The sequence below is a fragment of the Algoriphagus sp. AGSA1 genome (assembly GCF_021390545.1).
In the GTDB taxonomy this organism is placed as follows: Bacteria; Bacteroidota; Bacteroidia; order Cytophagales; family Cyclobacteriaceae; genus Algoriphagus.
The window spans coordinates 14,817-39,009 of sequence record NZ_JAJUWR010000022.1; the positions used below are offsets into that span (position 1 = coordinate 14,817).

17 protein-coding genes are annotated in these 24,193 nt (G+C 42.8%); 5 read left to right on the forward strand and 12 right to left on the reverse strand.

Annotated features, from left to right (window positions below; translation table 11 throughout):
• Nucleotides 1-121: 121 nt before the first annotated feature.
• From gpmI to LZF95_RS17220, 7 genes are all read right to left on the reverse strand, one after another.
• Nucleotides 122-1,672 carry a 2,3-bisphosphoglycerate-independent phosphoglycerate mutase gene (gene gpmI / locus LZF95_RS17190; protein WP_233756261.1) on the reverse strand — a complete coding sequence of 517 codons (1,551 nt, stop codon included), beginning with the start codon at nt 1,670-1,672 and terminating at the stop codon, nt 122-124.
• 42 nt (nt 1,673-1,714) lie between these two features.
• Nucleotides 1,715-2,668, reverse strand: coding sequence for a 1-phosphofructokinase family hexose kinase (locus LZF95_RS17195; RefSeq protein WP_233756262.1), 954 nt, complete (start codon nt 2,666-2,668; stop codon nt 1,715-1,717).
• Between the two features lie 129 nt (nt 2,669-2,797).
• The gene (locus LZF95_RS17200; RefSeq protein WP_233756263.1) at nt 2,798-5,554 is read right to left on the reverse strand and encodes a cation-transporting P-type ATPase; all 2,757 of its coding nucleotides are present in this window, start codon (nt 5,552-5,554) and stop codon (nt 2,798-2,800) included.
• Nucleotides 5,555-5,687: 133 nt separating this feature from the next.
• A complete protein-coding gene (locus tag LZF95_RS17205; RefSeq protein WP_233756264.1) occupies nt 5,688-8,081 on the reverse strand; it encodes a glycoside hydrolase family 65 protein in 2,394 nt (797 codons plus the stop codon).
• A gap of 98 nt (nt 8,082-8,179) precedes the next feature.
• Complete coding sequence (gene otsB, locus LZF95_RS17210; RefSeq protein ID WP_233756265.1) at nt 8,180-9,004, reverse strand: trehalose-phosphatase; 825 nt, start codon at nt 9,002-9,004, stop codon at nt 8,180-8,182.
• Nucleotides 9,001-9,729, reverse strand: coding sequence for a beta-phosphoglucomutase family hydrolase (locus LZF95_RS17215; protein WP_233756266.1), 729 nt, complete (start codon nt 9,727-9,729; stop codon nt 9,001-9,003). The genes otsB and LZF95_RS17215 overlap by 4 nt, the downstream gene beginning before the upstream one ends.
• A gap of 109 nt (nt 9,730-9,838) precedes the next feature.
• Nucleotides 9,839-10,894, reverse strand: a complete 1,056-nt coding sequence (locus LZF95_RS17220; protein ID WP_233756267.1) for a class I fructose-bisphosphate aldolase — start codon at nt 10,892-10,894, stop codon at nt 9,839-9,841.
• A gap of 1,800 nt (nt 10,895-12,694) precedes the next feature.
• On the opposite strand from LZF95_RS17220, the gene LZF95_RS17225 reads away from it, so the two are divergent.
• The 5 genes from LZF95_RS17225 to LZF95_RS17245 are packed head-to-tail and all read left to right on the forward strand — an operon-like array spanning nt 12,695 to nt 17,925.
• A complete protein-coding gene (locus tag LZF95_RS17225; protein ID WP_233756268.1) occupies nt 12,695-13,273 on the forward strand; it encodes an RNA polymerase sigma factor in 579 nt (192 codons plus the stop codon).
• A gap of 55 nt (nt 13,274-13,328) precedes the next feature.
• Nucleotides 13,329-13,583 (forward strand): hypothetical protein, encoded by a 255-nt coding sequence (locus LZF95_RS17230; protein WP_233756269.1) that lies wholly within the window; start codon nt 13,329-13,331, stop codon nt 13,581-13,583.
• An 11-nt stretch (nt 13,584-13,594) separates the two neighbouring features.
• The gene (locus LZF95_RS17235; RefSeq protein WP_233756270.1) at nt 13,595-14,440 is read left to right on the forward strand and encodes a FecR family protein; all 846 of its coding nucleotides are present in this window, start codon (nt 13,595-13,597) and stop codon (nt 14,438-14,440) included.
• Between the two features lie 30 nt (nt 14,441-14,470).
• Nucleotides 14,471-17,107 carry a carboxypeptidase-like regulatory domain-containing protein gene (locus tag LZF95_RS17240; protein ID WP_233756271.1) on the forward strand — a complete coding sequence of 879 codons (2,637 nt, stop codon included), beginning with the start codon at nt 14,471-14,473 and terminating at the stop codon, nt 17,105-17,107.
• Between the two features lie 5 nt (nt 17,108-17,112).
• The gene (locus LZF95_RS17245) at nt 17,113-17,925 is read left to right on the forward strand and encodes a DUF4249 domain-containing protein (RefSeq protein WP_233756272.1); all 813 of its coding nucleotides are present in this window, start codon (nt 17,113-17,115) and stop codon (nt 17,923-17,925) included.
• Between the two features lie 714 nt (nt 17,926-18,639).
• On the opposite strand, the gene LZF95_RS17250 is transcribed toward LZF95_RS17245, so the two are convergent.
• The 5 genes from LZF95_RS17250 to LZF95_RS17270 all read right to left on the reverse strand — a co-directional run bounded on the left by LZF95_RS17250 (nt 18,640) and on the right by LZF95_RS17270 (nt 24,187).
• The gene (locus LZF95_RS17250) at nt 18,640-19,623 is read right to left on the reverse strand and encodes an NAD-dependent epimerase/dehydratase family protein (RefSeq protein ID WP_233756273.1); all 984 of its coding nucleotides are present in this window, start codon (nt 19,621-19,623) and stop codon (nt 18,640-18,642) included.
• Nucleotides 19,624-19,628: 5 nt separating this feature from the next.
• Nucleotides 19,629-20,411 carry an SDR family oxidoreductase gene (locus LZF95_RS17255; protein WP_233756274.1) on the reverse strand — a complete coding sequence of 261 codons (783 nt, stop codon included), beginning with the start codon at nt 20,409-20,411 and terminating at the stop codon, nt 19,629-19,631.
• 420 nt (nt 20,412-20,831) lie between these two features.
• A complete protein-coding gene (locus tag LZF95_RS17260) occupies nt 20,832-22,226 on the reverse strand; it encodes an alkaline phosphatase PhoX (protein WP_233756275.1) in 1,395 nt (464 codons plus the stop codon).
• 472 nt (nt 22,227-22,698) lie between these two features.
• Nucleotides 22,699-23,403 carry a hypothetical protein gene (locus LZF95_RS17265; protein WP_233756276.1) on the reverse strand — a complete coding sequence of 235 codons (705 nt, stop codon included), beginning with the start codon at nt 23,401-23,403 and terminating at the stop codon, nt 22,699-22,701.
• 313 nt (nt 23,404-23,716) lie between these two features.
• Nucleotides 23,717-24,187, reverse strand: a complete 471-nt coding sequence (locus LZF95_RS17270; protein WP_233756277.1) for a DUF4625 domain-containing protein — start codon at nt 24,185-24,187, stop codon at nt 23,717-23,719.
• Between the last annotated feature and the right edge of the window lie 6 nt (nt 24,188-24,193).

Here is a 24,193-nt window from a genome sequence, read left to right on the forward strand (position 1 = left end):
AAGACAAAAAACCACTCAGAGATGTAACATAAAAGCAACAGGTGGTAAGCATCTTGTATCACTGACTTACCACTAGGGCATACGTGGGACTCTTTTAGCAAGTCCTGTCTAAAAGGTTGGTTTACTCTGGGCGAAGCAAGGAGCTTCCGGTCATTTCTTCCGGAGTCTCTATACCCATCAGGGAAAGAACAGTTGGTGCCACATCGCAGAGCTTACCGTTGGATAGCTTATGCGTTTCCCTATTTCTTATGACAATACAAGGCACGGGATTGGAGGTATGCGAAGTGAATGGTACTCCTTTATGGTTTGTCATTTTTTCGGCATTTCCGTGATCTGACACTATCATTACTGCATAATGATTTCCCCGTGCTGCTTCTGCTACTGACTTCAAACAGGAATCGATTGTTTCACAGGCTTTAATGGTTGCTTCCATATCCCCTGAATGGCCCACCATGTCCGGATTGGCAAAGTTTAGACAGATAAAATCGGCACTTCCTTGGTTTAGTATAGGAATGATCTCATCACGGATACCGGCAGCGCTCATTTCGGGTGTTTTATCAAAAGTAGAAACATCAACTGTATCTACCATGATCCGATCTTCTCCTTCAAACGGCTCCTCTCTGCCCCCGCTGAAAAAATACGTCACGTGTGGATATTTAATGGACTCAGCTATACGGATCTGTTTCTTGCCTTTATTAGATAAAACTTCACCTAAAGTAAGCTCCAGATCCTGATGTTCAAATAGTACCGATACATTCGTAAACCTCCTGTCATATTGGGTCATGGTGAGGTATCGAAAATCCATTTTTTTCATATTATGATTAGGGAAATCCTGTTGAGTAAGTGCCCGAGTGATCTGCCGGACACGATCGGGGCGGTAGTTGAAGCAGATGATCACATCACCATCGCTGACGGTCGTCACCGGTTTGGAATTATCCTTTAGCACGATGGGGTTGATAAACTCATCTGTTTCCCCATTCCGGTATTTCTCCTCCATAGCTTCTTTCCATTTCCCCCCATCGACCTGAGTCTGTGAACGACCGTGTACCAAGGCATGATAAGCTATGGCTGTTCTATCCCAATTCTCTCCTCTGTCCATGGCATAATACCTTCCAGTAATACTTGCCAGTTTACCGGTAGTTTCATGAAGGTGTCCTTGTAAATCAGCGATGAACTCTACCCCACTGTTGGGATCCGTATCTCTTCCATCCGTGATGGCATGGATATATAGCTCCTTCACATGATGCCCACAAGCTATATCGCAAAGTACTTTGAGATGGTCAATATGGGAATGAACGCCACCATCCGAAACAAGTCCAAGAATATGGACTTTTTTTCCTTCCTCTTTAGCATAGTCAAGGGCGTCCAGCAACTGTTCATTTTTCTGTAAACCATGTTCTTCTACCGCTTTATTTATTTTTAAAAGCATTTGATATACAATCCTTCCTGCCCCAATGTTGATGTGCCCTACCTCTGAATTGCCTATCTGTCCCTCCGGCAGCCCCACTGCCATTCCATCAGCCCGCAATTGGGAATTCGGATGGCTCTGAAGAATTTCATCCAGATAGGGAGTACTAGCTTTCTCTATGGCTGACTGCTCCCTTGCATTTTCCGGGGCTATGCCCCACCCATCAATTATTACAAGGAGGACTTTTTCTTCTGATCTCTCCATTTGCTTTAGCTTGAAAATTGATTTTTACCTTTCTCCCACGGACTATCCAGATTTTTTATCTGGGTTTCCTTTGGAATTGATCCATTCGAAGATTTCCTGGACGTTTTCCTTGCGGCACAGTTCGGTGCCAGGGGTCATGGTCGCAGCTGTTCCCGCAGCCACTCCCCATTTGACAGCATCACGAATATCATCTCCACGAGATAGAGACAGAACAATGCCTGCCACCATGGTGTCACCAGCCCCAACGGTGCTTTTTTGCATTACAGTCGGAGGGACTACATATTCCAAGAGTTCCTTCGTCACCAGCATGGCACCTCTGGCTCCAAGTGATACGATCAGTTTATTTGCCTTTCCCTCACTGATGATTCTTCGTGCAATTTCTTCCTGTTCCATTCCTGAGATTTCATCTTTACCTACCAGTTCGCTCAATTCTGACAGATTCGGTTTCATTAAGTAAACCCCTGATTCAGCTGCCTGAAGTAGAGGCTTTCCGGAAGTATCTATTATACATTTCACATTTTTCTCACGGGCTATTGCTGCTATCTGGGCATAAAAATCTTCAGGTGCTCCAGGAGGAAGACTCCCGCTTGCTACCAGGTATTCTACTTCATCGGGCAGTTCCCGGACAGCATCTAGGCACTGCTGCAGTTCACTTTCACTCAATTCACTTCCGGGCATGCCAAATCGGTAATGCTTGTCTGTGGATGACTCCATTACCAATAGATTCTCACGGGTAGGCTCTTGGGTTTTGATGCGATGCTGGACGACTCCCTCCTTATCCAGCAAGACTTCGATTCGGTCTCCTTCAGGACCGCCTGCGGCATAAATAGCCAGCGATGCTCCGCCAAGAATATTAATCGCCCTTGAAACATTGATACCTCCGCCCCCAGGCTCATAGGTGGGTACTTCACAGCGAAGTTTTTTTTCTGGTTGAAGCCTATCGATGGTTGTGCTTTTATCGAGGGCAGGACTTATGGTTAGGGTTGCTATTTTCATGTGTTTATAATTGTTTTTTTAACGGTCACTTGAAATCCCTGCCTACCGCAGGCAGGTTTGACGATTAATCCGCCAGTCGGCGGAGCACTGTGTGTTTTAATGATGATTTTAATCGTGTCGATTTCATAACTAAAATTTCTTAGTTACTAATTTTAATGACTGTATTATAACTAAAGGCAGCAGACTTGTAACGATAATCAGCCCCCAAATACGGGGCTCCAGTTCCTGAAAGGATAATACATCTGAGACCGCGGGAATAAAATACGCAGCAATCAGGGTGACACCACAAAAGGCCAAAGCCATCCAGATATACTTGTTTCGCGTAACCTGATTATTCAACACATTTTCATGCGGATCCCTCATATTAAATACATGCAGTAATTGTGCAAAAGCCATACTGAAGAATGCCACATTATTGGTGATTTCTTCAGACTGATCCCACACAAAGTATGCATAAAAATAAGCACCGGTAATACAGGCTGTCATGATCCCTCCGTATAATGCAATCTGCCACCAGTTTCCCTTATCCAAGATCGGCTCATTTGGATCTTTCGGCTTTTTATTCATAATCCCTGAATCGCCCGCTCCCACACCTAGAGCCAAAGCTGGGAAAACATCGGATAACAAATTAAGAAACAGAAGCTGCAAGGGGAGTATGGGTAGAACAAACAAGGTAAAACTGATCAACGCAATGATCAGAATCTCACTCAGATGATAGGATAATTGGTAAGTAATAAATTTGCGGATATTTCCGAAAACCACCCTTCCATGTTTAATGGCCTCTACTATAGAACCAAACGCATCATCTTTCAAAACCATATCAGAGACTTCCTGGGCTACTTGCGTACCTCTCTTCCCCATCGCGATTCCAATATTGGCACGCTTCAGGGCAGGTGCATCGTTGATTCCATCACCTGTCATTCCTACTATTTCTCCCTGCTGCTGGAATAATTTGATCAGTTGAAGCTTTTGTGAAGGATCCACACGGGAGAACACACGGGTCTTGGCCACCATAGAATTGCTTTCTTTGGCTAGTTCCTCTTTCAGGTCAGTCCCAGCAAGGGCGTGGTCGGCATCATCATCCGAGTTAGAAAAATTGAGTTGTCTGGCAACATTTTTGGCTGTCCCGGCATGATCCCCAGTTACCATGAGTACTTTTATTCCGGCCTCATGACAAACAGAAATGGCTTCAGCTACTTCCTTGCGGGGAGGGTCAATAAATCCTATCAAGCCTATAAAAACCAACTCACGCAAGAAATCCTCCGCTTCCTCTCCTTCCGGCAATGCCTCAATATTTTTATAGCCAAAAGCCAAAACACGTAAACCCTCATCTGCCAGTTCATCATTTTTACTGTTCCAAAAGGCTTTATCTTCATTCGTCAGATCTTTTACCTCTCCTTGAAACAAAACCTGAGAGGAACGGTCTAGAATAGCATGGGCGGCTCCTTTTCCCGCTACATAAAATCCATCTCCATCCGCATTGACGCTTCCCATCACCATAGCCTCTGAATCGAATGGGTCATGGAGTTTGCGTTTTAATCTCCTGCACTCATTGTAAAAATCCTGATCATATTTTTGCGCAAACTCAAGTAATGCTACTTCCAATGGGTCTCCTTTGTCTTTTGCTCCTTCCTTCTCCTCATCATTGTCTTTAGATTTTGCCTGATCTTCAGATGTTGCATCATCCGCCCCTAAAGTGGCGTCATTGGCCAAAACGGAGATTTTTCTGAAATGATTGAAATTCTCATTCTCATCAAGCCTTTCTTGCTCTTTTAGAACAGGCCTGCCTTTATTGTCCCAATCCACTTCCTTCCGAAGATCATTCGGAAAAAAAAGGGTGCTCACCGTTAACTCGTTCTTGGTTAATGTCCCGGTTTTATCAGTAAAGATGACGGTGGTTTCCCCAAGGGTTTCCACTGCTTCCATCTTCTTGACGATCACATTTTTCTTTGCCAGATGCAGCATACCCCTGGCCAGTGCGATACTGGCGACAATGGGGAGTCCCTCCGGAATGGCGGCAATAATCCAAGCTATGGATGTCTGGACTAGTTGATAGATTTCCTCACCTGCTATCCAGCCGACTAAAAAAAACGCAGTTGCCAGACCCAGCGTCATAAAAATCAGCGCTTTGGTAAGCTTGCCCAATTTTCGGTTCAGGGGGATCTTATCTTTTTCCTCTTCACCGACCATCGCTGAAATACTTCCCAATTCAGTTTTCATGGCAGTACCAAAAACCACTGCTTTGCCGGTTCCGCCTGTGACTGCCGTGCCTTTGTAGAGAATATTGGTCCGGTCCGCTACCGGTTTATCCCCTTCAAGTGCTTCTATGGATTTATGTACAGGTACAGATTCTCCAGTGAGCGGGGACTCGTCCACATTCAGTTCGGTGGCCTCTAGAATTCTAGCGTCTGCCGGTATAAGGTCTCCTGCCTCTAGCACTAGTATATCTCCGGGAACCAGCTCTTCTGCATCGATGGTAGAGTTGTTACCATTTCGTAACACCTTGGATTTTATTTTATCCATCTTTTTTAAAGCCTCCATGGATTTCTGGGCTTTGAACTCCATCCAAAAACCAATGATCGCGTTCAGAAGAAGTACTATCAGAATAGCTGTACCCTCGGCGGTATCTCCAAAAATAAACGCAAGCACAGCCGCAGCCGTAAGCAGATAAACAATGGGGTTATTAAGCTGAGAAAGAAGGATTTGCCATATCCCCCGCTTTTTTTGCTCTTTAAGAATATTAGATCCATATTTTTCACTCCTCTCAGTTACTTCCTTATCAGAAAGGCCACGGTTAGGATCCACGGATATTGCTTCAGCTACTTCTTTACCAGATTTTTTATAGGCATCTTTAACGATTGCTTTTGGCTCTTCTGAAATATCCATATAAGGTCTGGTTTGGGATTCCCATTTCTACTTAATGTCTAATGAGGGATAGTTGATTCAAAAATCAGGTCATAGCTAATCAACAGCTGGAAAAACTCCTGAAAATCAACTATTCTTTGCTTTCACCTCAATCTCAGGCAAGAGAAAATTCCCTTGGGATTCCCTTGTGGAACTCACAGATATCATTTACAACACCGATTTTTAGTTTATCCTTATGTCCTTCTTCAAAAACAATTTTCAGATTTCTTCCTGAAATAGAGACCAATACCCAATGGCTCCGGAAGTTCACTTTCAATGACATCTCCTTGATATGGTCAAGCTTGTGAGGGTTGATCCAAAGTGTTTCCTCCCCCACTTCCAGCCCCAAGAATCCCCGTTGGACCAGATCAAGTGAACCTGCCATCGCTCCAAGATGAATTCCCTCTGCCGTGGTACCGCCCTGTATATCTTCAAAGTCACTCACTAGGACCTTTTCAAAATTCTGCCAAGACTGAAGCTGATTATACTTTAAAAGAATCCATGAAAAGACAACCCTGCTAAGCGTAGAACCATGAGAGGTTCGTTTTCTATAGTATTCGATGTTTTTCACAATTACATCTTCATTCACTTCATGACCAAGCTTCTTAAAAATCAAATGGAGCTCATCCACTGAAAACAAGTAAAAAAGCATAAGCACATCAGCTTGTTTGCTTGCTTTGTAGTTATTTGGATCTTTGTTTTCATTTTCTAAAACACGGTCCAGTCGGTGGATATCATCATATTTCTCCCGGTATTCATCCCAAGGAAACTCATCTAGCTTTTCATAGCCCTCAAATTGGTTGATAATACCCTCTTTAATAAAAGGAACATACATTTTGTGACTGATTTCCTTCCATAGTAGTATTTCCATATCATTGATCTCCAATAACTGAAGCAATTCCTCCTTGCGTCGAGTATCGATAATCTCAAGGATCTCCAATGCCTTTTGCATCACCCAGGCAGTCATCACATTGGTATAGGCATTGTTTTTCAATCCAGGTTCCTCTGATCCTGGATAGGCAGTATGATATTCATCGGGCCCTACTATTCCGTGGATTTCATAGCGGTCCTCCTCCGCATTATATATGACCATACTTGCCCAGAATGCCGCAATACTCAAAAACATTTCAGCCCCGAAAAAAGACAGAAACTTTCGATCTCCCGTAGTCAGAAAATAATTCCAAATGTTATACGCTATAGCTGAATTTACATGTCGCTGCAGATAAGTGTTATCTGCAATCCATCTACCCGATTCTGGATTAAGGTGTAGAACCTGGCTTTCAGACCTGCCATTGCTACCACTTTGCCAGGGAAACATTGCCCCTCTTTTCCCCTCCTCCTTAGCGGCATACCGTGCCTCATCTATCCGGTGGTATCGATACATTAACAAACTCCGGGTAATCTCGGGAAAGCGGAGATTGAGAAATGGGAAAACAAACAATTCATCCCAAAAGATGTGCCCCCGGTAAGCTTCGCCATGAAGCCCTCTGGCAGGAACCCCCACATCTACCCCGATAACATTGGGAGACACAGTCTGAAGGATATGGAAGGTATGAAGACGCAACAAAAGCTGGTTTTTATCATCATCCACCAACTTTATATCAGCCCGATGCCATAGGGTTTCAAATGCCAAGGTATGTTCACGTAACATCTCCGCAAAAGAACCTGCCCGTCTTACACTTTTACATGCTTCCTGCATGGGTTCGCTGATCGCAACATCCCGGGACGTATAGATAGCTACGGTTTTTTCCACTGCATATTCATTTCCCTCCTTGACTTCCGTAGAAAAAACCTGACTGATACGGCCTTCATCCTGATGTGTTTCAATATCAGCTGGGAGCGGTTTCCCTTTATGAAGTATAACGGCACTTGCAGCTTGCGCCATGGTGATCTTGGATTGCTTGGTCTGGACAGATAGCTGAATGATTTGATCCTGGCTCAGATCTGTCCTATGAGAAACCAAGTGGTGACTTTCCAAGTCTCTGTACCTTGCCACATTGTCATTGATCACATTTCCATCCAATGCTGAAAGGAATTCGACTTTCCCGCTCCAATTTTCAGGCCTGAAGATCCATTGCAGACCCACCATATGCTTCTTGTGCATACTTACCAACCGACAACTATGGATATGGGTTTTTCTGCCTTCCGCATCTTCTACCCGAAAATTTCGTTCTAAAACCCCCTTCTTCATATTAAGTGTCTGGCGGTATTCCAGCACCTTGAATCTTTCCAGATCCAGCCATTCTCCATCTGTGGGTCTGAAATTTAGACAAAGCCAATTGGGGAAGTTGACAAAATCCTCATTTTCTATAGTCCTTCCTGAAATTTCTGTTTTGGCCCTGTTGAATCCTCCTGCCAAGTAAGTCCCAGGATAATTATACTCCGTGTTGCCGCTCTCCTCTGCGGCACCCCTGGTAGCAATGTATCCATTGCCCAAAGTGCAGATAGCTTCTCTATGATTTTGTTCTTTTGGATTCCAGTTTTTATATACTATGCTGAATTTTTTCATGTGTATCCTGAAATGGTTTAGCAGTTATTGAAACAGAAAAATCTATTGAACACCACCTGGGATCCGACTATAGATTTAATTTATAAAATGTATTTATTTCATTTTTCTCTGTTCATCAATTTTTTTAATTCTTTTAAAAACAGATTGACATCTTCCACATTTCCCAAACTGTAGGACGCCGCAGTCTCTGTCTCATGAGATCCTACTATAATTCCAATGCCCCTACCCTGAATTGCCTGAAAAGCATCTTCATCCGTAATATCATCTCCTATGAAAACCGGGAACAGCTGATCAGTTTCAGATCTTAATTCTTCCAACAGCCACAAAAGAGCCTTCCCCTTGTGCCAATCCAAATCAGGTTTTAGCTCTCGAATTTTCTTCCCCTTCCCTTTTTTTAGTTTTGGCTGTTTTTCAATTTCTTTGGAGACAGCAGTTTTTACTTGCTGTACGAACTCTTTGTCAACATTTCTATAATGCACTGCTATGGCATATTTTTTACGCTCCACCTGCACCCCTGATACGTTTGTCAAACTTTCTTTTAGATTACGCTCTGCTTCATCCAGAACAGGTAATATTTCCTGACCTTGTTCATGTTGCTTCTGCATGCCATTTGGCCCTGAAATATCAAAACCATGGCTCCCTGCATAGATCAATTTTGGGATGCCGATCATGGATTCCACATTTTCCCGGTCACGTCCACTAATAAGTGCTATGGTAATGTCAGCAGCCAAATCTTTCAAGACCTCTTTGGTTTCAGATGATAGGACTGCATCTTCAGGATTAGGGACAATGGGAGTCAGGGTACCATCATAGTCTAAAAAAAGCATAGGTCTTTTCCCATCAAGCTTTTTAGCTATTTCATGAAAATTTTCCAATGCATCCGGAAGCTCTATGTACGGTTTGGTGTCCAGTAGTTCTTTCATAGTTTTAGCTCAGTAAGTTCTTTCACAATCCTATCTGCACCTGCATCTACCTGCTCTCTCTCTTCTCCATTTCTTGCCACGCCCACCACTTGGGCAAATCCGCCTTTCTTACCAGCTGATATGCCGGCAATAGAATCTTCCAGGATCATTGCTTCTTGGGGTGTCACATTGAGGATTTCGCAGGCTTTAAGAAAAATATCGGGTTCGGGTTTTCCCTTGGTCCCCTCCTCACTTAGGGTTTGTCCATCTACTCTGGCGTCAAACAATTCTGAGAGCCCTGCAGATTCAATAATGTATTTGCAATTCCGGCTGGAGGAAATAATTGCCAATTTAATCCCTGCCTTACTCCATTTTTCCAGCATCTCCAAGGCATCATCATAGACGTGTGCCCCTTTGGTCTCAACCAGCTCCCGGAAAATCACATTTTTGCGATTCCCCAAACCATAGACAGTCTCTTCGTCGATGCTGTCTTCATAATGTCCTTCAGGAATTTCTATTTGCCTTGAGGCTAAAAAATTACGCACACCGTCAAATCTTGGTATGCCGTCAATGTATTGTTTATAGTCCTTATTGATCACCAAAGGCTGAAAGTTATTTTCATCTCTTTCTTTTAAAAATCCATCAAACATCTGCTTCCATGCCTCCGCATGTAACATGGCCGTCTGTGTGACTACACCGTCCATATCCAATATAATTGCTTTGTAATTATTCTTCGTTTCTGACATAATTCTTTGCCTGCTTTTATTAAGTGAGTGACAGTTGGGTCATGTATGGTTATACCTGTAACCCTGATGCAACAGGTGTCTCAATTAATTTTAGCGCATTCCAGCAAGCCTAAGCAATCCCGATCTCCGGATTGAGATAAATATCCTGAACTTGATTCAGCAATTCAACCCCTTCCTTCATAGGTCTTTGAAATGCCTTTCTGCCCATGATCAGCCCCATTCCTCCTGCACGTTTATTAATCACTGCCGTTTTGATAGCCTCTTTGCTATCTCCCTCACCTATAGATGCGCCTCCAGAATTGATCAACCCAATTTTTCCCATATAACAGTTTGCTACTTGATAGCGGCATAAGTCTATGGGATGCCCACTGCTGAGTTTGTCATACATTGCCGGATCTGATTTACCAAAACCAACCGTAGTAAATCCCCCATTATTGGTCGGCAATTTTTGTTTGATTATATCCGCCTGGATCGTTACTCCCAGATGATTAGCTTGCCCTGTAAGATCAGCAGCTGTCTCATAGTTGGTTCCGTCTTTTTCAAAAGCTTCATTTCTGGTATAGCACCACAAAATGGTGGCCATGCCCAATTCGTGCGCACGCTCAAAAGCTGATGATACTTCAATAATCTGCCTATTAGACTCTTCAGCCCCAAAATAGACGGTTGCTCCCACAGCAGCCGCTCCCAAATTCCAGGCCTCATCCACTGATCCAAACATGATTTGATTGTGCTTATTGGGAAATGTTAGCAACTCATTGTGGTTTAGTTTGGCTATAAAGGGGATCTTATGGGCATACTTCCGGGAGAGAATGGCCAAGGAACCCATCGTGGTAGCCACGGCATTACACCCTGCTTCTATGGCAAGTTTGATGATATTCTCCGGATCAAAGAAGATGGGATTTGGGGCAAAAGCACTTCCTGCTGAGTGCTCTATCCCCTGATCTACAGGAAGAATGGACAGATACCCCGTCCCTCCCAATCTCCCGCTACCGAACAGCAAATTTAAATTTCGGAGCACCTGGCAATTTCTATTGCTATATAAGAAAACCTGATCTACAAAGTTTTCTGAAGGCAACTGCAAAAGGTTTTTACCAATGGTTTTACATTCATGGCCAAGTAGGTATTCAAGCTCTTCTCCTAGCATTTCAGCAAGTTTAGTATTCATATTAGTGTAGGTTAGGTTTAGTAAAGAGAAATCCCATTTAATGGGATCGATCCTAAAGACTAGTTAGTGTATGCTGAAAAACATGGGCAATCGATTAAAAGCTATCACCTGAATGAGATTGATCCATTTGTCATGCGAGCGGTTTTTTCAGCTAGTCGTAAGCAATAACATTACTTCTATCATAGACCAGATACACTCCAGCGAGGCTGCTCTTAATTAAGATGCAGACTACCTGGTTTATTTTCAACTCACAATTAGAGTTCCAATTGACACTATCCACAAAAGCTGCGTGGTATCCCATTCTATTCTTCATGAAAACCAGCAATATTCACTTGGGGATAGTTTATGATCTCAGCTATTTGAAAGCTATATGTTGTTAAACACTTACAAAATGTAGTTTTCTCACCACACCCTCTTCCTAAAAATTGTCTTCATCTGTTTATGATTGTTTTAAAATGGTCACATGCCCGCCTGTCGTCCGACAGGGAATCCCTGACTGAATCCTGTAGGTAGGCTCGATTTCATAAGCTAAAGTCTATCTGGCGACATCCCCAAATACAAAATGACTAGAGTTGAATAGCTATAGGATCATGGGCATTAGAGCAAATAATTCTTTTTCTTTGCCTCCACATGCTTTGCAGTTACCTTCTGCCAAAATGTTCAACTCTTCTATATTCAGCTTCTTCAATTAATCCAAATTAGCCTTTGCCAGCTTCACGACATTATTCCAGGCTTTGCATTTGTAATGGGGATGAAAATGAGAATTCTCCTGTAAAGCGTGCTTGTCAAAAATGTAACTTACGGCGCCTTTACAGTCTATCAACTTACAGAGAATGTTTTTGTCTGAAAAAGTCTGAAGTATGCGGTACAGACTCATACTGTCAATTTTGTCTTTGAACAGAACGATACTTGTCAATTAATACAATTTTATTGCATTAATTGACGGGAATGAATGGTGTTGTAAAGTTTTACGTTCAAAATCCAAATGGAAAAGTCAACGCTATTACAAAACGAGAACAACCTTTTCACATATACAATGCCTGGTTTAAACGAATAGCATAATAGGCACCGGGATTGGGTAAAAATCCTATTTCAACTGGACATCCATGTCAGTACCCTACCACCTATAATCGATGCTTTAACCCAAATTCTTGCATTAGAAAATCTAATACAGCTTCAAACCGCCTCAAAAAATGTTTTTGATTGCAATAGATGTCCCGATGATAAAATTATGATTTGTTGGCTCATTTTCACTGTTTAACCATCGCCCTTAAATTCTGCACATCGTTGATTATTTTGAATCCGAAAAATCCCCCCGGCAAAAATCTTTCTTATGGGAAGACACGTCGTGATTGTAATAGCTTTTGAAGTTTGAAAACTGACCATAATGGAAGAGTCTCAAAACACGCATGATTTCGGAACAGGGAAAGGAAGCATCTCTATTCATCAAACTACTTAGTTGATTATTCAAGAAGGTGTTTTAGGATTCCTGATCCAAAATCACTATAAAATCGTCGATGAAAACAAAAAATTCGGTAATTTCACCCTTAATCACAAGCGATTGTTTTTGGTTTTAAAATATTGAATCCCAAAATCTTAATACATCCAAAAACCCCATTCTCCTACTCGATTCTTTACAATTCCCCCCAGTTCATATTAGACAGGTATTATATGCCTATGAATACGCAACTTTATACCTTGTCGTTATCTGACTTGGTCTTCATCTGGCAACGCACACCCCATTCTACAAATGGGTTAACCACATGCATGAAAAACTGACTTGATGCCGAAAAACATCGTATGCTAAACAACAAAATAACTGTCAGGAAACTACAAGCGGGAAACCAAGCCACTTTCAAGGCAGTATATATGCAGTATTATGCCAAATTGATGGGCATAGGAAGGAAATTCAATTTCCAGTTGTTGTCTCCTGAGGATTTTGTACACGAAACCTTTTTAAAGCTATATGAGAAAAGGGGGCTGCTAAAAGAAGAAGTGCTTTTGGACAAACAGTTGTTCGTGATATGCAGAAATGTTATCCTCAACCATCTCAAAAGAGAAAAGAAACATAGTTCATTTGACCCAGCGGATCTTCTTTATACGCTCTCAAATGAGAGTGAAAGCTCGGACGATGACCAACTAGCGGAAAAACAGCAATTGCTGAATGCGCTTATAAATAAGCTCCCCAAAAAACAAAAGGAAATTTTTACACTGCACAAAATAGACGGATATTCTTACGAAGAGATTGAAGAAATGACCAGCCTCTCCCAAAAAACCATTGCCAACCATATTTATCTTGCCAATAAATTCATCAAAGAAAACCTGGGAAGCGCAGCGATCCTTGAAATCTCAATATCCCTGCTGATCAGCTGGTCCTGATTTTTTTTTCCAAAAAACCCTTTTCCCATTAGGAACTTTTCTTTTCCCAATTGTCATGACTGCTATATACCATATCAGCGAATTTATGACTGTAGAAGTTTTTAAGACCAATGTAAAGGGTAACCGGCAGGCCAAGGAGCTTTTGGAATTGATGCAGATGAAGTTGGCCGACTGCATCATCAATTTTGATCTGGAAGACTGCGATAAGATTTTAAGGGTAGAAACCAATGGAGGCTGTGAGGATCTATCGCAACGGGTCATCTCCCTGTTAACCTCAAAAGGCTTTTTCTGTGAAGAACTGGCATATTAACCTCCGGGACAATGGATAGAAAAAGAATAACAGATTATTTGAAAGTCCTTTGGGAACAAGAGTATCCCCGAAAACCAACAGCGGAAATGGAAACCTCATGGAGGCATTTTTCGGAAAAGGCATTTAAAAGAAAGGCGCCCCCACTATACCGTCGCTGGTATGTGGTTTCGCCAGCCGCGGCTGCGGTACTTATACTGCTGATTTTTATGTTTAATAATATTGGCAACAAACCTGCAGGTGGTGAAAGCGGGTATATGATCGCACAAAATTCGGGTGGTAGGGTAAAGACCCTCTATCTTCCCGATAGCACGGTGGTAAGGCTACAGCCCAAAAGTACCCTGTACTATGCCAAAAATTTTGGGGAAAAGCGATCTGTCAAACTGATTGGAGAAGCTTTTTTTGACGTGACCCGGAACGAGGCCACTCCCTTTACCCTGGCCGGCCTGAATACCATGACCACCGTATTGGGTACCTCGTTCCATATCGAAGCGCTGCCGGAAAAAGGCGTTATGCTTCAGCTTTATGAGGGCAGCGTAAAAATGGAAGTGGAGGGACTGGAAGGCAGCTGGGAATTGGCTCCGGGCCAACAATTTGACTACATCGGTGGTGAGGTAGATATCGACCTCTTTACAACTTATATAGATTTTGAAAACACCACGCTGGGCAAGGTCATGGAATATATTCTGGATACCTACGGATACACCGTTGCGGCCGATCAAACTCTGTTGGGGAAAACCGTTACCCTGCGGGTGAGCAAAAGTGACCATTTAAGTGATATTATAGAGACTATTGCCGCAATATATGGATTGAACATTCAAACAGATGAGGGCTTGAAGCAGATTACCTTGTCAGAATAAATGTATCAACAGAAAACAACCAACTAATAAATGAAACCCTCCTTTTTTGCGGCCTTTTTTATACTTATGATTTCGAAGGCCTTTTCACAAGGAATCTCCGTGGATCTAAAGAATCCCACGCTCCGGGATGTATTCCAGCAAGTAGAAAACCAAAGCAACTACAAATTTGCTTATGATGACGGACTGCCCCTCTCAAATTCGGTGGGGACAGACCTGAACATAAAAAATGCAGCCATTGATGAGGTGATTGCAACCCTAAATGAGAAACTCCCTTATAATTTCGTCCCGAAGGGAAAAAATATAGCCGTACTACTAAAAACGGAGCCCTTCCAAAAACCTAAGGATTCGCAGGCATCCTCTTACACCTACAGCGGTGTGGTGCTCGATGAGGCCAACGAACCCCTGATGGGTGCCACCATCTATATAAGGGAAAGGCAAACCGGCGCTGTAACCGACGAAAACGGAGCTTTTTCCATAACACTTTCAAGAGGTGCCCATACGGCACGAATCAGCCATATCGGATTTTCAGACAGGGAAATAACCCTAAATCTAACAGGAGATGTCCATGAGACCTATGTTTTGGATGCCGATGGCGAGGTGCTGGACGAGGTGCTCGTGACTTCCATAAAGAACAGTGCTGAAATAAAAAACCCACAGATGAGCATGAACCGGCTTTCGGTGGCTGAAATAAAACGGATGCCGGCGGCGCTCGGTGAGCCCGACCCACTGAAGTCTATCCTGCAGCTACCCGGTGTAACCAACGCCGGCGAAGCATCTTCCGGCTTTAATGTCCGTGGCGGTGCCGCCGACCAAAACCTCATTCTTTTGGACGGCGTTCCGATATTGGGCGATTCGCACCTATTCGGTTTCTTCTCCATATTCAACGCCGATGCCTTAAGTGGTTTGGAATTGTACAAAGGGGGTATTCCCGCCGGCTACGGCGGCAGGGTTTCTTCGGTGTTGGACGTACACCAGAAGACCGGCGATGACAGGGACTTTTATATAAACGGGGATATTGGCCTTATTTCAAGCAGATTGATGGCTGAAGGCCCGCTAAAAAAGGATCAGAGTTCCTTTATGTTAGCCGGAAGAAGTTCGTATGCCCACCTGTTTTTGAAACTGACAGAGAATCTTAGGGATAACGTAGCCTATTTTTATGACTTCAACGCCAAATTGAGCCATAGGCTTGGTCCCAACGACAACCTCTACTTCTCGGGATACCACGGAAGGGATGTTTTTAATATTGGAGGCGAATTTGCAAGCAGATATGGAAACTCGGTGGCCAACCTGCGCTGGCAACATCGTTTTTCGGACAAGTTGATTTCGAATCTGTCTGCAATGTACAGCATGTATTTATTCGAACTTGACCTAAACATTGTGGATTTTGGTTGGGAGAACTCGGTAACGAACTACGGGCTGAAATACGATTTCAACCATTATTTCTCTGATGATTTCATACTGAATTATGGGGCACAAGCTGTTTTTTACGACTTTAATCCCGGTACACTTACCGCCAAGGGTGAAAACTCGAGCTTTAATTCCACCCAGCTGGATAGAAAATATGCCATGGAACCCGCAATTTATATCGATGCCGAACACAAATTTTCTGAAAGGTTTTCGGTACGCTATGGAGCACGCTATAGCCTGTTTTATCGGATAGGGAGCGAGGAAATCAAGCAGTACGAAGGTGACAGGGCTGTGGTGTTCAATCCTGATTTTCAGCTATACGAAGGGGCTACGCCTACAGGATCTGTGCATTACGGGAGTGGCAAGACCATATCGAGCTTCGGCAATATAGAACCCCGTATGGGGATTTCTTATGCTTTCAATGAGGACATGTCCGTCAAGGCAAGTTACAACCGAATGGCCCAGTACATCCACCTTCTGGCCAATACCCAATCCCCCATACCGATCAACTTATGGACACCAAGTGGGCCATTCATAGACCCCCAGCAGCTAGACCAGATAGCCCTGGGATACTTCATGAACTTCAAGGGCGGAGATTTCTCACTGGAAACCGAAGTATTTCATAAAACCGTCCAAAACCGGATTGATTATATCGATGGGGCCAACCTTATCGCCAACAATGCCATTGAGCAAGTAATCCTCAATGGGGAGGCGCGCGCCCATGGGCTGGAAGTATTATTGAAGAAAAATACAGGAAGGCTCACAGGCTGGGTGGCCTATACGCTTTCAAGGGCTGAACAACGTACCCCCGGGCGTACACCTGAGGAAACAGGGATTGCCAACGGTGAATGGTACCGATCCCCCTATGACAAATTACACGATATATCTGTCACAGGGGGCTATCAGCTGGACTCCCGCTGGACGCTGGGTGCCAACTTCGCTTTCCAGACCGGACGGCCGGTTACTTTCCCCGACGGACAGTACGAGTTTGGCGGTATCAAGATACCCAACTACGGATCCCGGAACGACAGTAGGCTCCCGGCTTACCACCATCTTGACCTCTCGGCCACATACGTGCCCAAATCCAAAAAAGAAAAAAAATTGCAGGGCGAGTGGGTGTTCAGTTTGTACAATGTGTACGGACGAAACAACGCAGCGTCCATCAATTTTCGGACGAACGAAGAAACCGGAATCAATGAAGCCGTCAGGCTTTCCATATTCGGCATAGTCCCCGGTATTTCGTATAATTTTAAATTCTGATAAACATGAACTTATATAAGCGTATAGGCTACTTGCTAATTTTGGCATTATCCACGTCCTGTGAAGACGTCATCGATGTAAACCTGAACACGGCGGAACCGCGTCTGGTCATCGATGCCAATATATCCTGGGCAAAAGGGACGGACGGCAGCCAACAAACTATCCGACTGAGCACCACCGCCGATTATTATGCAGCCGAAGTCCCTCCGGTATCGGGAGCAGAGGTATTGATAGCCAACAGCTCCGGGGAAGAATTTCATTTTGTGGAAACCTCGGAAGCCGGGCGGTATGATTGCGGCAATTTTGTACCGGTTATCGGAGAGGAGTACCGCTTAACCATCATCAACAACGGACATACATACACCGCTAGCGAAAAGCTTATTGAAATGCCCGAAATTTCCGCCGTTGAACAAGATGGGGTCAGTTTTTTTGGGAACGAGTGGATCCGGATCAAGGTCTATTATCCGGATAATGGAGAGGAAGGCAATTTTTACCTTTCCGAAGTCAATACGGCTTTTCTGGCAACCCCTACCCGAACGCTCATCGACAATGAGTTGTCCCAAGGCAATCGAATACAGGTTGATTTTATGCATGAAGACCTGGAAGTGGGCAATGAGGTGACTTTTAGGATTGGCGGCATATCCCGTCGTTTTTTCCATTATATGACGCTCCTGGAAGAAGTGACGAGCGGTGGTGCTTTCAGTACACCGCCTGCCAATATCAGGGGAAATATTGTCAATCAGACTGACGGGAGCGAATATGCTCTGGGGTATTTCAGGCTGTCCGAAGTGGAGGTGATATCGTATGTGGTGAAATAACCGGGTTTTCGGGCTGGCAAAATAGGAAAAGACAAGCAACACGGTATTTGGTTTCCCTACAGCAGGAATAGACAGACAAGCGACGCTTAACGAAATCGCCCCCTCCAGGAGCAGTCAAAACGCTTGTGGGACTGGGTGGGATTTGCCTACCCTACAAGCTGGCCCTTCGCTAGATTAGTCCACCGGACTAATCCTAAACGCTCAGTCCTCCTACAAGCTGGCCTCCCGATATCGCTTTGCTCACCGGGACAGGCTTTCGCTAGATTAGTCCACCGGACTAATCCTAAACGCTCAGTCCTCCTACAAGCTGGCCTCCCGATATCGCTTTGCTCACCGGGACAGGCTTTCGCTAGATTAGTCCTCCTACAGGCTGGCCCATGGCTCCCCTCCCTGCATGCTGGCTCCTAGCTAAATCTTTTCAATGGAAAGATTCTTAACGCTAGGCCCTCCTCTGGAAGATTTCTTCACGCCCTGTCCTACCCGGTTATTAGCACCAATTTGCAATTGGCTTATCTACCTCATCCATCCTCCAGATATCGCTTTGCTCCCCTAATCACTTCGTTCTCTGGATTAGATCATCGGGACAGGCTTTCTCCTAAAGAAGGATCATGTTTAGAACTATAATATCATATCAAAATTTTGAGGATTAGGAAGGTTGTGAGGATTGAAAAAAATACCAAGAAGGGAATTTGAAAGTTGTTGTGGGAAAAAGCCTTAATACTTTTTTGAGGTGTTTTGTTTAAAATAATCCAAGGAGCTAATAATCGCCCTATCAATTGGTGTTGATTCAAGATTCAATGCTTGCAATGCTTTTTTGTTTGTGTAGTAGTTGTTGATTGTTAGCACTTTGACATTAACGGATGACAGTTCTGTCCTATGCTTAAAAAACCTGCAAAAATCACCAAACACTCCCAGAAGCATTAGTATGAGGTTAGGCAGTGGAATCAGTTTGGTTTTTTGATTGTTCAAATGAATTACCTTTTTGAAGAAATCCTTATAGCTTAAATTCTCATTTGCTAGAATAAATTTCTGCCCTGACTGTTTCAAGTATAACGATTTAATAATTGCCTTTGCGACATCATTAACATGAACAAAGTTTTTGCCTCCAGAAGGGTAAAACACAAAGCGTTTGTTCAATGCCATTAGTATTATCCTGCCTGAACTTGGTTTACTATCATAAGCACCAAGCATAAAAGTAGGGCATATGGTTGTGATATTTAGTTTTGAGGAAGCCTTGTCAATTATTCCTTGAGCTTGATTTTTGCTCAAAGCATAATATAACTTTGTATATGGAGGCTTCATAGGCAAATTCTCATTTCCAGGATTTGAAATATTACCATACCCGAAAGAGTTGGCTGTGCCAATATAAACCATCTTTTTGATGTGGTTTTTTACACATGCTTTCATTACATTCTGAGTTCCAAGCACATTTGCTGAATAGTATTCGCTTAGACTTAATAGCTTTTGTGAAGTATTTGCCGCAATATGAACAACAAATTTGCACTCTTGTATTTCTTTAATTAGTAGTTCTTCATTTTGCAATTCACCTTCAACTATTTTCAAATTTTCATGTCTTTGAATCACAAAACTGTGTCGCTTTCGAACAAATGCTACAACAAAGTAATTTTGTTCTAAAAGCATTAAAATCAAATTTGTGCCAAGCAATCCATTTGCTCCAGTAACAAAAACGCTTTCCACTTTTTTTAATTTATTATTTCCCTTCTTACTGCTTTTGAGAACAATGGCAACCTAATCCATATTGGGATGAATTTCAACAAAAGCCAACTGAGTCCATTTGTTCTCAACATTATTAATGTATCTCTTTTGAAAAGCTGTTTCACGGATATTTCAGCTACTTTTTCTGGTGACATCAATCCCAGTCTGCCCAAAAAACCTTGTCTGTTTATTCTTGCGGTTACATCTGAATTGGTTTTCATGGGACCAGGGTTTACCACGCTAACAAAAACATTTGATTTTTTAAATTCCTCATACAAACCCCTTGAAAAGAAATGCACAAATACCTTTGAAGCAGGATATACTGTTTTGAATGCAACAGGACTAAATGCGACCATACTTGAGACATTGAGAATGTATGATTTTTCCTGTTTTTGCAGATTCGGAAATATTTGCTTGGTCATAATGGTTGTTGCCATTACATTAAGCTGAATAATAGTGTTAAGATAATTAAAGTCCGCATCCTCAAATCGTTTAGTCCCACCAACTCCCGCATTGTTAACCAAAATTGAAACATTATATTTTTGGTTAATATCATCTGACATCTCGATTATGTTTCCGATATTAGTTAAATCAGTTTCATAATATAAAGACTTGTTACTGTATTTGTTTTCAATTTCATTAGAGATAGATGCCAATTCTTTATTTGGCAAATCAATGAGGATTGTATTATACCCTATTTTTGCTAATTCAAATGAAAAGGCCTTTCCAAGTCCTCCAGCGGCACCTGTTATTATTGCGAAACTTGTCATGGTTTTATAGACTATTCTAGATGATTATAACCTTATGACAACTCACTTAAAATTTACCCTTACTACAATCCTAAAATTATTTTCGAAAATTAGCAATCCGCAAAAAGAATTCGGACAAACTTTTTACCATTAACAAGAATAAGTAAGCCAATTGAAAGCCCCTTGAAGAATCACCGTTCATAGTCTAAAAGGCCGCTTTTACTAGTGAGGCTAGTTTGCAAAATTTTTATTGCTTTGTCAATTTACACTTGTTTCCTACATTTTATTAGGTGAAACGGGTAATTTTCGGTCACTTCTGTTACTTCAAATAGTCCTGCATTCCCAAATTCATTTTCTATGGCTTCCTTGCGGTAAAAGATAAAACTCATACCAATGAGGCATTACCATTAGAAAAACAGAAATCATGAAGTTTTAAGCCTATCATACCCAAGGGCCCTTGATCGCCAATGTAAGTCCGGCATGCTGAATGTTCACAAAGAGCGTTTTACCGCTGGGAGAAAAGCAAGCACCAGCCAATTCTGATTCATAGCCTACATTCAAACCCAGATGATAAACTTCTCCCTTAGAAGTAATACCAATCAGCCTGGGGTGCTTATCATCCTCACACAGCACAAGATCCCCCCAAGGAGCCACGGTGAGATTATCACAGGCACGCAAAATCTCCTTATCATTTGGCTCCGAAAACAATTCAAGAAGTCCTCCACCTGCTTGATCCCCCTTCTTTTCATCGGCTGAAGGAATATATCGGAATACTTGCCCCTGCTTTTCCTTACCGCCATTGGTACAGGCAAAATAGACCTCGTCATTGCCATACCACATACCTTCTCCCCTGGCAAATCTCGCTGCACCCTGCGCAAAGCCTCTGAGTCTAAGATCATCTTCCTCAGGATCAGTATCTTCAAGATAGATCCATTCTACTTCAAGTTGCTTTCCTGTTTTGATAGTCTGGCTTTCCCAGTTTCGGGTATCAAATCCCTTTTGTCCTTTAATACCAAGCGCCTGAAGTTTGCCTCCAGCACGTAGATTTCCAGGTTCATTTGGGATAAAACGATAGATGAGCCCATCCCCCCGATCTTCGGTGAGGTACACCAGCCCACTATCAGGATCGATTGCGACTGCTTCATGGTTGAATCGTCCCATCTCTTTTAAGGGAAAAGGCTCTGCCAGCAGGGCAACATCGGATACAGGCACCTCAAACACATACCCATGGTTTTGCTCATTTACTCCCTCCAGCTTACTGTCAAAAGTCTCTTCACAGCTAAGCCAGGATCCCCAGGGGGTGAGCCCTCCCGCGCAATTGCGTATAGTTCCTGCAAGGGAAAGATACTGGTACTCTATTTCCTGTGTATCCTCATTGAACACAAAGGTTGTGGTCCCACCCAAACTCGGGTTTTTGCCATAGCCCCTGTCGTAAATATCGGCCTCAGATAGCTGTTGAAGCTTAGCGTTGTCAACTCCAAACGGCCCGTTCTCAAGATCGTCAGAAGAGATCTCATGATTTCTGACTACGATTACCCTACCCTCTTTTCCCGGGAATGCGGCCATGGCATCGTTGCGGCCTGGAGACAAAAAACCATCATCCATAAGTTCTCCGGATCTTGAGATGATTTTATAAGAAAAGCCTTTTGGCAGGTCAAAGATACCTTTTGGATCCTTTAGCAATGGACCATATTTGTTATAAAGGGAAGTACTGTTTGCGGCAAGTGCTGAGGTACCTGTAAAATACCTAAGCCCCATAAAGCCCGCACTTACCATTAATGAGTTTTTTATAAAGGTTCTTCTTCCTGAATTTTCTTTTTGTTGCTCCGATTTCATTTGTGCCGTTTAGTAAGTAACAATTTAAAACACTCGAAATTAAAGTTATATTTTTTCATACAGATGAATGAAGCGTTACCCTTTTGTGAACAGGGATGAACGGTAATGCCTTTTGGGGCTTGGTGCCTAGGATGACTTTACCATGATTATGGATAGTTACTGAAACTTCAACTACATGTTAATCAGTAAGTCATTTACCATAAAGTTTCAGGTAGGGAACTTTCACCAATTTCACATAAGCTATACATAAATGAATTTAGAAGAAGGAAATAGCATCTAACAAAAAAACAACCTTCATTAACGCTTATACACCTAACTTAGGGCCTGCTAAAAAACGCTCGTATGAAAAATAGGCTTATCATGCAAAATGAAAGCTTTTAATCGGTTGCTGGCGTTTTTCAGCAGGCCCTACTTAAAAAAAAGCTGCCTGAAAAACCCAGACAGCTTTTAGCCATTCTAACCAATTCTACAATCAATGGTCATGATCGTCTTCAGCATGGATCTCAAACTCCAGTGCCAACACGTCTTGACCAGGAAATCTAGTTGCATAGTCATTTGAATTCCAGTCGGTTCTGGTAATAGTAGCTTTAGTGTCAGCTTCAGCAAATTCTCTAAGAACATAAGTGATCATGAATTCTCCCTCATTAGACTCTCCAAGCGTAAAGTACCCTAATATACCTGTAGTCTCATACTGACCGCTTACTGCTGTGTCATCACCATAAGTCTGCTCTCTAGGCTGGAAAATAGCACCAGACTCATCGTCGGTATCCGGATTCATAATAAGGTCACCACCGATAAGAAAAGCTTTGTACATATCCGCAGTGGCTTTGTCCTTGATAAAATCACCTTCCACTCTGTTGCCTTGGTAATCCCAAGCCTGAAGCTCAACCTTGTAAACCCCATCTGGGTGAAGATGCAGATGTCCTCCAGAAACCGCATTTCCCTGGGAATCGAATTCGATAGTGGAAGACTCTCCCTCTGTCGCTGAGTTGATTCCATGGAAATGGTCTCCGTGAGGCCCAAAATCACCCTCTCCGGAAATCTCAGTAAAGATCAAACTTGCCTTTTCTATGCCTTCCTGGACAATTGGATCCGGATCATCTTCCGAGCAGGAAAATGTCAAAAAAGCTCCGGCAATCAATGCTGGCATTAGGAATCTTGTGTTGTTCTTCTTCATGTTAATCATACTGGTAATTATAAAATAGTTGATTTAGTAGTCTGAGATCTGAGCGACAAACATACAACATTGTTGCAAAAACCAGAGCAAATAATGCAATATAGTTGCGTTAATTTTTACAGAAGGTCGATTTGTTATTTAATATTGCAAGCCCTCCAATCCATCAAAAGCCTCAAATTCCAGGTACAACAGGCTTTTCTCACCCAAAGTCAGGGATTCAGCATAGTACTGTGACAGAAGCTATCATAGTACTGTCAGGACACTACAGAAATGCTGTTTTTTAATGCTCAGCTTATCAGCTATTGCTTTTCTGCTAGTTTACCTTGATGCTTATCCCACGTATTGTCTGCCAACCTTCTTTATCTGTGAGTTTGACCATAAAATGATAATCTCCCGGGTCTATATCCTCAGGAACCTCCAAGGTCTGCGTTACCTGATATTCTTTTTGACCTGAAGGAATAGGGAAACCTTCGATTACCAACCAGGGATTCACGGGAGTTTTGACCGGATCCATCTCACAATCATTTACTTCAGTACTATGTGTGTGATGGTCGAAGTTGTGATGGATATCCAGGCTGTAGCTCCCCAACTCAAAATTATCAATAAACCGAGCTGCAAACTCATATGTTTCTCCCCGCTCCAGCACATCACATTGTTTGGGGAAGGCTTCGGCAAAGTCCATATCGATCACTGGCAACTGCGTGTCTATTTCGTCTTCATTGCCCGAACAAGCTAGTAGGGAAAAGGAAAGTAATGCTAGAAGAAAGGCTGATTGTAATTTCATTGTAAT